Here is a 13,913-nt window from a genome sequence, read left to right as displayed (position 1 = left end):
CTTGATGGCTGTCTGATTTTATTCTTGAACTTTCAGCCCCTACAAGGAGCAGGGTGACGAGAATAGCGAGCTATTTAAGGAACCCTGGGACGCAGTAGGGGCTGAAAGTTCTTATAAAACCAGACTCTGCCATTAAGCCGATGCTGCCCCGATACTCCCCTGGTAGGCTTTTCTGTTTTTTGCGTGGCATGACATAGATTGTCATGCCTTTTTTGTGTAATAGAAGACAAGAAAACATATTTCATCATTTCTCCATGAGCCCTGGTATAATACAGGTAGTAATCACAAGGGGGTTCCTATGGCTGACATCATTGATTTGAAGGACGGAGTATACGAGAAGGTCATTTCCACGGGCTTTGACCGGAAGTTGGCGAAGGCGCTGGCGGATAAAGAAATATGGGCGGACCGGGAGGATGTGGATGCCCAGGAGGCGGTGGGGTATTTATCCACTTACCTGGAGAAGCTGATTCGAATCTGCCTGAAGGATATTGCTGACGAAAACCATGACCACTGCGTGAATGATGAGCTGGCGCTGACGAATGAGCTGGTGGACCGGCTGGCTTCCCGTATTGCCGATCTGGGGGCCGGCCATGATGTGACGGCAGAGCAGTTTATCCTGAAATCCCTGGAACATCGGGCCAATAAGATTGCCCGGAGGAAATGGGAGGCGCCGGCCACGTCTCTGGTGAATTCCTTCCTTTTTACCAATTCCAGAAATGATGTGTCCATGATTCATGAGCTGAACCGGGAAATCATGACCTGTGACCGCATGGATATGCTGATTTCTTTTATCCGTTTTTCCGGCCTGTCTCTCATTCTGCCCTGCCTTCGCCGGTTCACTGCCGGTGGTGGCCATCTTCGTGTGGTGACCACCACCTACATGGGCGCCACTGACCCCAAGGCGGTGAAGGTGCTTTCGGAGCTGCCGAATACGGAGGTGCGGATTTCCTATAATGTAAAGGAAACCAGGCTTCATGCGAAGTCCTATATGTTCTACCGGGACAGCGGATTTTCTACGGCCTACGTAGGTTCCTCCAATCTGTCCCGCGCCGCCATCGCCGATGGTATGGAGTGGAATATGAAGGTGACGGAGCAGGACCTGCCGGGAATCATTGCCAAGATGAAGGCCACCTTTGATACCTACTGGCATTCCGACGAATTCCAGCCCTTCGTATCTTCTGACTATGACAAACTGAGTCGTGCTATCGACAGGGAAAGGGGACGAAAGGAGGAGGGGAGCGATACCACATATTCCTTTGACATTGAGCCCTATCCCTACCAGCAGGCGGTGCTGGACGCCCTTCGCACGGAAAGACTGGGGAAGGACCGCTGGTATAATCTGGTGGTGGCTGCCACGGGCACAGGGAAAACTGCCATTTCTGCCTTCGACTATCGCAATTTCTACCAGAGCCGCCATGGGAATGCCCGTCTCCTTTTCATTGCCCATCGTGAAGAAATCCTGAAACAGAGCATTTCCTGCTTCCGGCAGGTGATGAAGGATCCCAATTTCGGGGAGCTGGCGGTGGGAGATTACCATGCTTCCCATAGTGAGCACCTTTTCATGTCCATCCAGACTTTCAACAGTCGGAAATTCTGGGAAAAGATGGATCCCCACTACTATGACATGATTATAGTGGACGAATTCCATCATGCAGCGGCCAGGGGATATCAAAAACTTTTGACCTGGTTCCATCCGAAAATCCTCCTGGGCCTCACCGCCACGCCGGAGCGCATGGACGGGAAAAGCATTCTGCCCTACTTCGGCGGCCACATTGCCGCGGAAATCAGGCTTCCCGACGCTATTGAACGGCGCCTTCTCTGTCCTTTCCATTACTTCGGCGTGGACGATCCGGTAAGCCTTTCCAATATCAAATGGACCGGCGGCCATTACGATATCGAAGAACTGGAAAATGTGTATACCGGTGAAGGCGCCCTGGCCAGTCAGCGGGCCCGGGCTATCTGCCGGGCGCTGGAGCAGTACACCGCGGACCTTCGTGACGTGAAGGCCCTGGGCTTCTGCGTATCCAAAAAGCATGCCCACTTCATGGCAGACTATTTCAACAAGCAGGGCATCAAAGCTCTGGCCCTGGACGCAGACAGTCCGAAGAATGTGAGAAATGACGCAAAGCAGAAACTGGAAAGCGGAGAAATCACCATTATCTTCGTAGTGGACCTCTTCAATGAAGGGGTGGACATTCCGGCGGTGAATACGGTGCTCTTCCTTAGGCCCACCAACTCCATGACCATTTTCCTCCAGCAGCTGGGCCGCGGCCTGCGCCTCTTCCCTGAGAAAGACTGCCTCACGGTCCTTGATTTCGTAGCCCAGGCCAACAGGAAATACGACTTCGCCTCCCGCTATGCTTCTCTTCTGGGAAAAAGCCATGTGGTCATAAAAAAAGAAATCCAGGAAGGCTTTCCCCATGTGCCCAAGGGCTGCTCCATCCAGCTGGAAGAAATCGCCGCCCGCCATGTGCTGGAAAACATTAACAGCCGCCTTCGGAAAAATGAATTCTACATGGAAATGGTCAAGGAACTGGCCGCCGCTTCCGGCGCCATTCCCAGCTTGGAAGAATTCTTCCAGGCTACAGCCATTGATCCCCACACCTTTTATAACGAAAAGCATACCTACGCCCGCCTCCTGGCAGATGCCGGACTCATTCCCGATTTCCCGGTAACCGAAGAAGAAGAGGTCCTCCGGAAAGGCCTGCCCCGGGTGCTCTCCATGGATTCGCCGAAATGGATTTCCTTCATGGAAAACTGCTTTGATCACATGAAAGACCATTTCAATGAAATAGAGAAAAAATACCTCCGTATGTGGCAGCTCACCCTCTATCCCGAAGGCGGCAAATGGACCTGCACCGCGCCGGAAGAAGCGGTGCTCCGCTTTCAGGGGCAGAAGGAACTGACCAAGGAAATCAAAGAACTGCTCCGCTGGCAGTACAACTACATCGATATTATCCCCGAAACGGCCAGCCTTCCCTATGTTACGCCCCTGGAAGTCTACTGCAACTACAGCAGAGACCAGATCTTCGCCGCCCTGGGATTCGCCAAGCCCGGAAGCATTCGTGAAGGCGTGAAATACCTGAACCCGGAAAACAGCGACGTAGTCAATACGCCTACCGACGTATTCCTTGTAACCCTCAATAAGTCGGAAAAAGAATTCTCCGACACCACCCTCTACGAAGACTACTCCATGGACAAATCCACCTTCCACTGGCAGAGCCAGAGCACCACCACCCCGGAATCCAAAACCGGCCAGCGCTACATCCACCAGCGGGAAAACGGCTCCATCGTCCTCCTCTTCGTCCGCAGCGCCAAACAGGACGCCTACAAATCCTCCATGTCCTACACCTTCCTGGGCCCCGCCCACCTCATGAGATGGGAAGGCTCCCAGCCCATCACCATCATCTACCACCTGGACCACCCCATCCCCGCTAAGTACATCACCAAGACCGACAGCGCCGGAGTCTTGTGAGGAAATAGTAAATAGGGATATCGCAAAGCCATTCTTCCCGCTCTGCGTGTCATTCTGAACGCAGTGAAGAATCTCGGTACATGCTGTTAATGACTCCTAAGCCTGTAACTACCAGTCAGCGGGAAGAGCGTCTGCATGACGCTGCAGCCACCCGCCGCCCTTGTCATTTCGAGCGGAGGCACAAGCCGCTATGAATCCCTCTTTCCATGAAGCCAGTGAAAGGGAGCCGAGAAATCTCCCTGCACTACGCAAAGAATGCTTCATGGCATTTCTTATAGCGTAGCCCTTCCCACCGGTCGCGTCATTCTGAACGCAGTGAAGAATCTCGGTACATGACGTTAGTGACTTATAAGCTGGTAAATACCGCTCGGCGGGAAAGCGGGTAATTGACACTACTGCTTCCCGCCGCCCTGTCAAACCTCAATTCTCAATTCTCAAATCTCAAATCTCAAATCTCTATTTTCCCAAAGGAGCCCACTCATGAGAAACAATCCAAAGCCCGGAGAAATCTGGCACCATTTCAAAAACCACGACTATGAAATCCTGGCCATCGCCACCCACACCGAAACGCGGGAAAAACTGGTGGTATATAAAGCACTCTACGGCGACTACGGTATCTACGCCCGTCCCCTCGCCATGTTCATGTCCGAAGTGGACCATAAAAAATATCCGGAAGTGACACAGCATTACCGTTTTGAAAAGAAAAGTCCGGTGACAGAGCGATGAAAACCATCCATGTGGCGGCGGCAGTGATTGCCGAAGGAAATCAAATCTTCACCGCCTGCCGGGGCTACGGAGAATTTAAAGGCCGCTGGGAATTCCCCGGTGGCAAAATAAAAGAAGGTGAAACGCCGGAAGATGCCCTTCGGAGGGAAATCAAAGAAGAACTGGCAGCGGATATCGCAGTGGACCATTTCCTGGGGACCGTCAATTACGACTACCCCGATTTCCACCTCACCATGGAATGCTTCCTCTGTCATGTAGTGGGTGGCACCCTCACAATCCTGGAGCATTCTGCCTTCCGGTGGGTGGAAAGGGAAGAATTAGGCACCATTGACTGGCTTCCTGCGGACAGGATAGCCCTGGAGTGGGTGAAGGGGCTGAACTCTCTTTGATATAGACCGTAAAAGAAGAGAATGATACAATATAGAAAAGCATCCTGCCTGCAGTCCGGATAATCTATATTCAGAAAATCCCCGCCGATAGGCATGAAACCTGAGAAAACAGAAGGTCAAAGGGTGAAAATGATGAGAATCTTAATCAATTGGAAATCCCCGCCGCAAAAGGGCAATAGAGAGCTCATCCGATGGGGCCTCCCAGGCCTGTTGTGAAAAAAGAATCCCCACACATGGGGACGAAAACTTTCCGGATGGTAATTTTCTTTGATAAATTTAGCCCAGTGAAAAAAGAATCCCCACACATGGGGACGAAAACAACTGTTCTTCCTTCATTGCTTTATTAAATGCATGTGAAAAAAGAATCCCCACACATGGGGACGAAAACTGGTGCATCTTTGTAGAGACTAAGCTCCTGCAGGGGTGGTGAAAAAAGAATCCCCACACATGGGGACGAAAACCTTCTGTCATTTTCTTTTATACCTCTTTCAATCTCCCATGTGAAAAAAGAATCCCCACACATGGGGACGAAAACAATCGTCAAGACGTTCTTCAATGAATTCCTTTGTGTGCGGTGAAAAAAGAATCCCCAAACATGAGGACGAAAACTAGGGCGGCTTTTCTCGTTGGTTGTTGTCTGCGTCTTGTGAAAAAAGAATCCCCATACATGGGGACGAAAACTTCAAAGAATATCTATGTAGTGTATAGGTGTAGGCCCCCAGTGAAAAAAGAATCCCCATGCATGGGGACGAAAACTTATAGCTGAGATTCCTCCCTGTCTTTTCGTACTTTTGAGTGAAAAAAGAATCCCCACACATGGGGACGATACGGTTTCCTGTCCTTTACCAATTTTTAGTCAATGGTAGCTATCTTCATGTTGCCATGTTATAATTAAATCAGTTTAATACATATATACTCATCAGTATTGCTGTGAGGTGGTACAATGGTTGATCGAATCAAGACAGCTGCGATTGCTTCTTTGCTTCATGATGTGGGAAAAATAAACTACAGAGCCGAGGGAGAGAAAAGGTCCCATTCCCTTTTGGGCTCTGATTTTTTGCGCCCTTTTTGTGAAGATACAGAGGAAGGCAGGGCCATTCTGCGCTGTGTTCGGTATCATCACGGGAAGGATTTGAGTGGTGCCCGTCTGGCGGATGATGACCTGGCTTACCTGGTGTATGAGGCGGATAATATTGCCGCCGGTGCAGACCGAAGAGAAGCGGACGGGGGAGGAGCCTTTTCCTTTGACCCTGCTTTATCTTTGGAGAATGTTTTCAATGTATTTGAAGGAACGAAAAAGGAAGACAAGTCCTATTTCCCTTTAAAGGAGCTGGATGCCAGGGAAGAACCCAATTATCCGGTCAGAAGTCCAAGGCCCGTGGCTGCACCGGGAAAATACCGGACCATTGTGAATGACTTGAAGGCTAATTTTCAGCGAAAAGCGCCACAGGACATGGAGCCCAATGAACTGCTCCGCATTCTGGAAGATACGGTAAGTTTTGTCCCTTCCAGCACCGACAGGAGCCAGGTGGCGGATATTTCCCTTTATGACCATTTGAAAATGACGGCGGCCATTGCTGCATCACTACTTCGGTATTTTGAAAATCATGGCATCCGTAACTACAGGGATTACTGCTTTACCCATGGGAAGGAACATCGCCGGGAGAAAAATATGCTCTTTATTTCCGGCGATTTTTCCGGTATCCAGAAATTCATTTACCGCGTGCCCACCAAGGGGGCTATGCGTATGCTTCGGGGGCGGTCCTTCTATCTGCAGGTGGTGCTGGAAAATGTAATTGATGAAATCCTGCAGCGCCTGGGTCTTTTCCGGGCCAATCTCATTTATTCCGGCGGCGGCCATTTCTACATGCTGGCCGATGATTCGGAAGAAACGGTGCAGCTTTTGGAGGATGCCTTCCGCAGGGTGAATGACAGGCTGCTTTTCCTGTATGGCACAAGTCTCTATCTGGCGGCGGGCTGGGTGCCGGTTTGTGCGGAGGAACTCATGGGCGAAACGGCGGAGGGAGACTCTATGTTCCGCAGGGTGAACAGGAAGGTGGCGGAGAAAAAGCAGGTCCGTTACAGTTTGGACCAGGTACGGCTCATGACGGCAGAGGACAGTCCGTTGAACGATATGGATAGGGGAATGAAGGAATGCGGCCTGTGCCACCATTCCCTGAAAGAGTCCCTCCTTTCCGATTACATGGCGGAAAGAGGAGACAATGAAGAAAAGCTCCAGGTGTGCCCGCAGTGCAACGGCATGTACTATCTGGGGAAAATGATAATTGATAGAAATCCCGACGGAGAAAGTACTTTCTTTGTGGTATTGAACCGGGAAGAACCGGACAGTATTCTTCTCCCTGCTCCTTTTCACGACCAGTGGCTGAAGGCAGTGACGCCTTCAGAAGGTAAGGAATATATGAAGGACGGGGCGATTGAGCGGATTTACAGTAAGAATGATTCCACCACTTCAGAAGTCATTGCCACCCGCCTATGGGTAGGAGACTATGCGGCAAGGGAGGAGGGGAAAATCCTTGATTTTGCGGATTTAGCTGAGAAGTCCGGGGGAGATGAAGAAAAAGGTATCCGTCGCCTTGGCATCCTTCGGGCCGATGTGGACTGGCTGGGGGCTGTATTTATGGCAGGTCTTCCAGGCAGGTATGGCACTCTCTCCCGCTACGCTTCCTTATCCCGCAGTTTATCCATGTTCTTTGCCGGTATGATTTCCCATATCTGCAGGAAGGAATTGCCGGCGGGACAGGCACCCTTTTATCTTTTCCATGAAAAGAAAGGAAACCGCTCTGTTCACATCGTTTATTCCGGCGGCGATGACATTTTCCTGGCGGGAGCGTGGGATGACTTGCTGGAGCTGGCAGTAGACCTTAGAAGAGCATTCCGGACATACACCAATGGACAGCTGTCCTTCTCGGCGGGGCTTGGTCTCTTTGCACCTGCCTATCCGGTGATACGCATGGCTTCTGATACCGGAGATATGGAGGATGAAGCAAAGAAAAGGAATGATACCGTCAAGGACAGCATTGCCCTCTTTGGCAGGGATGAGCTGGCAGGGGATGTGCCCGTTTTCCGATGGAAGGAATTGGAAGATGGAGTATGGGGTGAAAAGCTGCAGTTTCTTTTGAATCATTTCCTGCTGGCCGGTGTGAATGATGAAGAGAAAAAGCCCGGCATGCTTCCTGCCGGTAAGTCCCTTCTTTATCGAATGCTTAGCATCTTAAAGGAGCCGACCTTCAATCTGGCCCATTTTGCCTATGCCATCGCCCGGCTGGACCCGGAAAGCAGCAAAGGAAAGAAATGCAGCGAAGAGGAGAAAAAGTGCTACAGCGAAGTCCGCTATGCCTTTTTCCAGTGGGGCAGGAACTCCGGGGAAGACCGGAAAGAATTGGAAACGGCACTTCGTCTTGTGATTTACCGCATGCGGGATAAATAAGGAGGAATTATGGATAACTATGTAGATCGGGCTGACAAGGTCATGCGTGCATTAAGCGAAGAAGCGCAGAAAAACAATGGCTCCAAAATGGTGACGACCTCCCAGATCAGGAAATTCCTGACAGCTGTGAACCGGGTGAACGGCAAGATAGACCAGTTCAAGAACGGGAATAAATCATCCGCTTCCGGTACGATTCCGGAGGATCTGCAGATGGAAATCAAATTTCTGAAGGTGAAGCTGGCCTACCAGATTGGCAGGGCAGATGCCGGACGGAATAAATCAAATCCGGTGAAGGATTTTGCGGATAAGTCGGGCTTATTTGCCGAAATCGACAGCATCGGCAATAACCTGGAACGCTATGAAAACTTTGCCCGTTACGTGGAAGCACTGGTGGCATTTCATAAATTTTACGGAGGGAAGGACTAATCATGGAACAGACACAGCTTTTGGAAAAGGTGATTATTCGTGCAGTATTGACCGTGAAAACGGGTCTCCACATCGGCGGTTCCAGTGATTATGCTCCCATTGGTGCTGTGGACAGCATATTTGTACGGGATCCTCTCACAAAACAGCCCGTTATTCCGGGGAGTTCAGTGAAAGGGAAAATGCGCACCCTTCTGGCTAAGACAAGGAATGGAGGTCATTTAGGCTCTTCGCCGGATAATGATGAAGAAGTGGTGCTCCGCCTTTTCGGCTCTGCCCAGAAAAACCATATTCTTTTCTCCCGCCTCCAGTTTTCCGATTCCTTTGTAAAAGACACATCGGTGAAACAGTTCTCCGGTCTGGATACAGACACCTACCTGGGAGAAGTGAAATTTGAAAATACCATCAACCGGGCCACCGGCGTAGCCAATCCAAGGCAGATCGAAAGGGTACCGGCAGGGATGCAGTTTGATTTCCAGCTTGTTTACAATCTGGAAAATAAAGAGGAATCCGGTGAAGATATGGAAGTACTTCGGGATGGGTTCCGTCTGCTCCAGCTGGACTACCTGGGCGGTCATGGCTCCCGGGGCTATGGACGGGTGGCTTTCTCCGATTTTTCCGTGACCAGGGTGGATGCCCATACGGGTAAAGCGGAACCGGACAAAGAACTGGCCAGCCGGTTTGAAAGTGCTTCCTTATGAGTACCTATATCATCCTTCCCCTGAAATTTACGGCGCCTGTCCATTTTGGCGATGCATCCGGCGGGGGAGGACTGGATGCGGTGCAGCCTCTGTGCAGGGCGGATACATTTTTCAGTGCCCTCTGCAGTGAAGCGGCCCGGCTGGGCGGACAGACGCTGGATAAACTGGTTCAAAAGGTGAACCATGATGAAATCGCTTTTTCTGATTTGCTCCCCTGGTATCTGAGGGACGGAACCTATGAATGGTACGTTCCAAAGCCGGTCATTTCTATCCCTTCTAAGGAGGTGAAGGTGGAATCCCTGCAAAATGCAAGAAGCATGTCATCCTTCCGAAAAAAGAGTAAAAAGAGAGCATTTCTGAAGGCGGCGGATTTGGGGCTCTATGTGGATGATTTGCGCTATGGCTCTGCATCTCTGGAGGAGGAGCCCCTTTTCGGAGAAGCCATTTCTGCAGTTCACTTCAATGGCAGGACAAGGACGCCATATTCGGCAGGCTCCTATTTCTTTGCTCCTTCAGCCGGACTCTATGTATTGGTGCGCCTGGAGGACCGGTCTGACTGGGAGTGGCTGGAATCACTCATTTGCCTTACAGGCATGACGGGAATCGGCGGCAGAAAATCCAGTGGCATGGGTACTTTTAGGAAAGAACAGGATGGGATTATTCTTTCCCCTGACAGTGATAATGAGGACGAATCGACCTTGTCTGAACTTCTGGAAGATAGGGAAGCAGACTGCCAGATGGTCCTTTCCGTATTTCTTCCGGCGGAGAATGAGTTGGAAGCAGCGTCCCAGGGGGCCGGCCTCTGGCTGCAGCGGAGTGGCTTTACCTGGATGCCGGGCATGGAAAGTCCTGCTAAAACAAAATCAGTCTATATGCTGTCCTCGGGGAGCTGCTTTTCTACCCGCCTCCATGGCCGGGTGGCAGATGTCAGTACGTCGGCAGTCAATCATCCGGTGTACCGCTATGGGAAAGGACTGTATCTGGGGGTGCCGAAATGAGCATGTATTATTGGAAGGTATCACTGGTGTGTCAGTCGCCGGTCTTTGTGGGGAGCGGCGAAAAGTTTAAAAAGAGTGAATACATTTATGATAAAAGGGCCGGAAAAGTGCATTTTCTTGATGAATCAGGATGGATTCGATTCCTTGGCCGCCATGGAATTATGGATAATTTCTCCAATGCGCTTTTGGCCAATCCTGTCCATCTGAATCTCTTTGGCTATTTATCTCATCAGGACAGGCTTGGCAGGGAGTACGGCAGTATAGGGAACATTATTCATGCCATGAAACAGGAAGGGGCTATCCTTCGCACGGAGCCCTATCTGGGAAATCGGGATAACGTGCCCGGTGACATCGCCGGATTTGTGCTGGATGCTATGGGAAATCCCTACATTCCGGGTTCCTCCTTAAAAGGGGCTTTCCGTACGGCCATTCTGGCTCATCATATCCTGAGAAATCGCGGCGCATACCGGCAGGACTGGGAAAATATCAAAAGAGCTGCTGGAAACCAGCGGAGGATGGGCAGTGCCATGGATGCTTTGGAAAGAAAGGCGGCCATTTCCCCGGATAAAAACGGAAAAACCAACATGGTAAACAGCTATTTCCGAGGACTCACGGTCAGTGATGCCAAGCTGATAAATGGCGGGCTGTGCGTTGTGCCGAAAACAGACCTGGGCCTTCATACATCCCGCACCCATGAGGTGTCACTATTTCGTGAAACGCTCCAGGGCGATTCGACACTGGAATTTACTCTTGGTATTGACGATGATAAGTCAGCCATGGGGCATTTTGGCATTCATGACTTTCATGATTTCACGGACATACTCAAGGAATTTGTCAATTTCCAGTATGAAATCCTGAAGAAGCCCTTTGAACCCTATGCGCAGGAAGAACTTCATGATATTAAGAACGCCAAGAATGCGGACCTGGTCCTGGGGGGAGGCGCCGGATATATTTCCAAAACCCTTGTGTATGCTCTGGCACCGAATAAAGAGGATGCGGTGTACGTGGTAAGAAAACTTATGGAAAATATTTTCAAGAGAGGCCATCATGAGGGGGATAAGGAAATTTCACCGCATGCCCTGAAGCTGGCGGAGGTGGATGGGGTGAACTACCTCATGGGGCTCTGCTATCTGGAAGGGGAGGAAGCGCTATGCTTAGACAGGTAGAATTTGAACTGAACCTTCCGGAGGGGGAAAAGCTGAATCAGTCCATGGGTTCTCTTCTGCAGGGACTCCTGATGGAAAGAACCGATTCTTCCTGGGCGGAGGAAATGCATACCCAGCAGGTGCGGCCCTACAGCCAGTATGTGACGGTGGCAGAAGGAAAGCCGGTTTGGCGCATACAGACTATCACCGATAGAGCCTTTGAACGTCTGATTTATCCGCTGCTGAGCAAAAATCACTACCATTTAAAGCAGAGGGACTATGACATAGGACTTTCTCATTTCCGCATCATCAAGCAGGAAACTTTCAGCGACATAGAGACCAGATATGTGCTGAACCATGAGAAAATCCACCATATCCATCTTCGCTTCCTGACATCCACTTCCTGCAAGACACAGGGAGGCTATGCCATATTTCCTTTTCCCTACCTCATATTGAAAAATCTGGTAAGCAAATGGAATACCTATACCGACAGCTCCCTCATCGATTCTGACCGCACTGCGGACCAGCTGGACGGGGAAATGCAGGTGGTGGACTACCATCTCCACATGCACCCTTTTTCCCTGGAGGGAAGAAGAATCCGGGCGTTCCGTGGTGATGTATCCTACGGCTTCTTTCAAAATGACATGGCCGCCCGCTTGACTGCCGTGCTGGCAGACTTTGCCTCCTATGCGGGGACAGGCATGAAAACGGCCCTTGGCATGGGCGGCACAGAGACAGAAGTTTCCTTTTACAGAGAGGTGAAATAATTGCGTATCCTTTTTACCCCGGCCGGCGATACGGATCCGGTGAGAGGCTATCACGATGGAGCCATCCTCCATATCCTGAGACATTATGACGTGGACAGGGTCATCCTTTTCCTGACGGCGGATATGGAAAAAAAGGAAGAGGACATGGCCTGCTATACCAAGGGTATCCGCTCCGTATCGCCCCATACATCTATTTCCTGTATCAAAAGCGGTATCACAGAGCCCCAGCGCTATGAAAGCCTTACGGTAATGCAGGCAGACTTTGCCAAAGCCTATGAGGAAAATCCAGGGGCAGAATGGCTTCTCAATGTGAGCTCCGGCACGCCCCAGATAAAAACGGTTATGGCTCTTCTGGCGCTGGACTATCCGAAGGCAAAGGCCATCCAGGTGCACAGTCCGGAGAAAAGTTCAAACCGCGGAAACCATCCCTGCCGAACCAGCGAAGAACTGGTGGAAATGCTGGACTGCAATGAAGACAATGAGGAAGGGGCGCCCAACCGCTGCGATGAGCCGCCTCTGCTCCTTTTGAAACGGCATGGGATATCCATGCAGATAGAGTCCCTTGTAAGAAACTATGAATACGCCGGTGCCTATGAACTGGTCAGGCTGAATCCCACCCTCTTTTCCGGTGATACGAAAAGGCTTCTCCAGCACGCCATGTACCGGAGGGACCTCCTTTGGCGCCAGGCCAATAAAGTCATTTCCCAATACAGAGGAAAGCCTCTCATTGCCAGTCCCGATGATTTTTCTGAATATTTCCAGGTCATGGAGCTCCGTGAAAGGAAAAGGCAGTACCCGGAATTCGCGGTGAAGCTGTCACCGGTGCTGGTGGAACTGGGAATCAAATACATGGAAAAGCTGACCTGCTTCCATCTGGATGACTGCTGCGAAAAAAGAAGAAATGTGAAGTACTATGTCAAAAGGTACCTGCTGAATCGTCAATATCCCAAACTTCTTGCTTACTTGGAAACACAGCTGGGAAACACCTTCCGTGATGGTCCTTTATATTTCAGCACCATCGTCCACATTTGCGAATATCTGCAAAACAATGATTTGAAAGGAAACAGCAGACACGAAAGGATTACCCACATCTTCACCTGCCTTCGGGTGGTGGAAGAGAGAACCAGAAATCTGGTGGCCCATGAAATTACAAATCTGGATGATGAATCCATACAGAAAGCTACAGCAGAAAGCTGGGACAAATCCCCCGGAATCCCCGGTGGCCTGCGGGCTAAGGATATTATCACGCTCCTTCATGAAGCGGCCCGGCTGATTACAGGAAGAGATATTCCATGGACCTACGACAGCCTGAATGATAAAATCATAGAGAGCCTCCGCCAGAGTGAATAGACAGAGACAACTCCAACAATGAAAATCCCCGCCGATAGGCATGGAATCTAAGAAAACAGAAGGCTGACAGGAGAAAAATATGAGAATCCAAATCAATTGGAAATCCCCGCCGCAAAAGGGCAATAGAGAACCCATACGGTGGGGCTTCCCAGGCCTGCTGTGAAAAAAGAATCCCCAAACATGGGGACGAAAACAATCTGTTGATTTCCTTAATAATTTCCATGATAGTGAAAAAAGAATCCCCAAACATGGGGACGAAAACCATTTTGGTTTCCTCCTTTTAACTCTTTCCCTCGGGAGTGAAAAAAGAATCCCCAAACATGGGGACGAAAACACTCATTTTCGTAAGAATATTGATTTTAACGATTGCGGGTGAAAAAAGAATCCCCATACATGGGGACGAAAACTTTGGAATTCTGTATCCATTTTCGTACATGGAAAGTGCGGAGTGAAAAAAGAATCCCCAAACATGGGGACGAAAACACGTCTTT

At 50.3% G+C, this 13,913-nt stretch carries 10 protein-coding genes and 2 CRISPR repeat arrays; all 10 genes read left to right on the top strand.

What is annotated here, in order from left to right; genetic code table 11:
* Window positions 1-298 precede the first annotated feature (298 nt).
* The 10 genes from QZQ29_RS06250 (at window position 299) to QZQ29_RS06205 (ending at window position 13,422) form a co-directional block, all read left to right on the top strand.
* Window positions 299-3,475, top strand: coding sequence for a DEAD/DEAH box helicase (locus tag QZQ29_RS06250; RefSeq protein ID WP_296961237.1), 3,177 nt, complete (start codon window positions 299-301; stop codon window positions 3,473-3,475).
* Between the two features lie 480 nt (window positions 3,476-3,955).
* Window positions 3,956-4,201, top strand: coding sequence for a DUF1653 domain-containing protein (locus QZQ29_RS06245; protein WP_296961235.1), 246 nt, complete (start codon window positions 3,956-3,958; stop codon window positions 4,199-4,201).
* Window positions 4,198-4,590: a (deoxy)nucleoside triphosphate pyrophosphohydrolase gene (locus QZQ29_RS06240; protein WP_296961232.1), complete on the top strand. Its 393-nt coding sequence runs from the start codon at window positions 4,198-4,200 to the stop codon at window positions 4,588-4,590. The genes QZQ29_RS06245 and QZQ29_RS06240 overlap by 4 nt, the downstream gene beginning before the upstream one ends.
* Window positions 4,591-4,802: 212 nt before the next feature.
* A CRISPR array of direct repeats spans window positions 4,803-5,420; the repeat unit is 35 nt; unit sequence GTGAAAAAAGAATCCCCACACATGGGGACGAAAAC.
* 113 nt (window positions 5,421-5,533) lie between these two features.
* Window positions 5,534-8,038 carry a type III-A CRISPR-associated protein Cas10/Csm1 gene (gene cas10 / locus QZQ29_RS06235; RefSeq protein ID WP_296961231.1) on the top strand — a complete coding sequence of 835 codons (2,505 nt, stop codon included), beginning with the start codon at window positions 5,534-5,536 and terminating at the stop codon, window positions 8,036-8,038.
* Window positions 8,039-8,047: 9 nt separating this feature from the next.
* The gene (gene csm2 / locus QZQ29_RS06230; protein ID WP_296961229.1) at window positions 8,048-8,464 is read left to right on the top strand and encodes a type III-A CRISPR-associated protein Csm2; all 417 of its coding nucleotides are present in this window, start codon (window positions 8,048-8,050) and stop codon (window positions 8,462-8,464) included.
* A gap of 2 nt (window positions 8,465-8,466) precedes the next feature.
* The gene (csm3, locus tag QZQ29_RS06225; protein ID WP_296961227.1) at window positions 8,467-9,162 is read left to right on the top strand and encodes a type III-A CRISPR-associated RAMP protein Csm3; all 696 of its coding nucleotides are present in this window, start codon (window positions 8,467-8,469) and stop codon (window positions 9,160-9,162) included.
* Complete coding sequence (csm4, locus tag QZQ29_RS06220; protein ID WP_296961225.1) at window positions 9,159-10,160, top strand: type III-A CRISPR-associated RAMP protein Csm4; 1,002 nt, start codon at window positions 9,159-9,161, stop codon at window positions 10,158-10,160. Before csm3 ends, csm4 begins: the two co-directional genes overlap by 4 nt.
* The gene (csm5, locus tag QZQ29_RS06215; protein ID WP_296961222.1) at window positions 10,157-11,326 is read left to right on the top strand and encodes a type III-A CRISPR-associated RAMP protein Csm5; all 1,170 of its coding nucleotides are present in this window, start codon (window positions 10,157-10,159) and stop codon (window positions 11,324-11,326) included. Before csm4 ends, csm5 begins: the two co-directional genes overlap by 4 nt.
* The gene (gene cas6 / locus QZQ29_RS06210; RefSeq protein ID WP_296961219.1) at window positions 11,311-12,072 is read left to right on the top strand and encodes a CRISPR system precrRNA processing endoribonuclease RAMP protein Cas6; all 762 of its coding nucleotides are present in this window, start codon (window positions 11,311-11,313) and stop codon (window positions 12,070-12,072) included. The genes csm5 and cas6 overlap by 16 nt, the downstream gene beginning before the upstream one ends.
* Window positions 12,073-13,422, top strand: a complete 1,350-nt coding sequence (locus tag QZQ29_RS06205) for a CRISPR-associated protein Csm6 (RefSeq protein WP_296961215.1) — start codon at window positions 12,073-12,075, stop codon at window positions 13,420-13,422.
* A 159-nt stretch (window positions 13,423-13,581) separates the two neighbouring features.
* A CRISPR array of direct repeats spans window positions 13,582-13,905; the repeat unit is 35 nt; unit sequence GTGAAAAAAGAATCCCCAAACATGGGGACGAAAAC.
* Window positions 13,906-13,913 lie beyond the last annotated feature (8 nt).

The sequence above is a fragment of the uncultured Dialister sp. genome, assembly GCF_900538805.1.
In the GTDB taxonomy this organism is placed as follows: Bacteria; Bacillota; Negativicutes; order Veillonellales; family Dialisteraceae; genus Dialister.
This window is presented reverse-complemented; position numbering and strand designations above follow the sequence as displayed.

Coding starts and splice junctions, on each gene's coding strand:
- QZQ29_RS06250 (WP_296961237.1), top strand. CDS start 299: ATGGCTGACATCATTGATTTGAAGGACGGAGTATACGAGAAGGTCATT.
- QZQ29_RS06245 (WP_296961235.1), top strand. CDS start 3,956: ATGAGAAACAATCCAAAGCCCGGAGAAATCTGGCACCATTTCAAAAAC.
- QZQ29_RS06240 (WP_296961232.1), top strand. CDS start 4,198: ATGAAAACCATCCATGTGGCGGCGGCAGTGATTGCCGAAGGAAATCAA.
- cas10 (WP_296961231.1), top strand. CDS start 5,534: ATGGTTGATCGAATCAAGACAGCTGCGATTGCTTCTTTGCTTCATGAT.
- csm2 (WP_296961229.1), top strand. CDS start 8,048: ATGGATAACTATGTAGATCGGGCTGACAAGGTCATGCGTGCATTAAGC.
- csm3 (WP_296961227.1), top strand. CDS start 8,467: ATGGAACAGACACAGCTTTTGGAAAAGGTGATTATTCGTGCAGTATTG.
- csm4 (WP_296961225.1), top strand. CDS start 9,159: ATGAGTACCTATATCATCCTTCCCCTGAAATTTACGGCGCCTGTCCAT.
- csm5 (WP_296961222.1), top strand. CDS start 10,157: ATGAGCATGTATTATTGGAAGGTATCACTGGTGTGTCAGTCGCCGGTC.
- cas6 (WP_296961219.1), top strand. CDS start 11,311: ATGCTTAGACAGGTAGAATTTGAACTGAACCTTCCGGAGGGGGAAAAG.